Here is a 578-nt window from a genome sequence, read left to right on the forward strand (position 1 = left end):
CTCCTCGGCACCGCGGACCGGGAGGCCGCGCCGGCCGTCACGGCGGTGGCCCGCGAGCTGGCCCGGACCGGGGCGCTGGGCGTGGCCACCCGGGTCTGGAGCCGGGGGCCCGTCCTTCCCGCGTACCAGGAGGCGCTGCCGGACGTCCGCTTCGACCCGATGGACCCGGCGGCCGTCGACGCCTGGGTCCGCGAGGCCACCGGAGGGCTGATCGAGCGACTGCCGCTGGAGATCACCGACGCGACCCTGCTCGCTCTGGTCAACGTCCTGGCGCTGAAGGCCCGCTGGGAGGAGCCGTTCGAGGCCCGGCGGACGCGGAACCTGCTGTTCACCGACGCGGCCGGGAAGGTCGGCCCGGTGCCGACCATGGTCAAGGACGTGCCGCGGGCCGACGCGTGGACGGCCGGCGGGGCGTACGTCGTCGAGCTGCGCTGCGTGACGGAACCGGGCGGCGCCCCCGGGGCGCGGGTCCGCCTCGTCCTGGGGGAGCCGGGGGCCGGGCCCGGCCGGGTGCTGCGCGCGGGCTGGGCGCCCCGGGCCGAGGGCGTCCCCTGTCTCTTATACACATCTCTGAGCGG

The 578-nt window shown here is 77.5% G+C and carries 1 protein-coding gene; it reads left to right on the forward strand.

Annotated features, from left to right (window positions below):
* Positions 1 to 578, forward strand: a 578-nt coding sequence (locus CR470_RS38365) for a serpin family protein (protein WP_306667846.1), incomplete at both ends; no start/stop codon positions are given.

It is taken from the genome of Streptomyces sp. rh34, assembly GCF_002551245.1.
Taxonomy (GTDB): Bacteria; Actinomycetota; Actinomycetes; order Streptomycetales; family Streptomycetaceae; genus Streptomyces.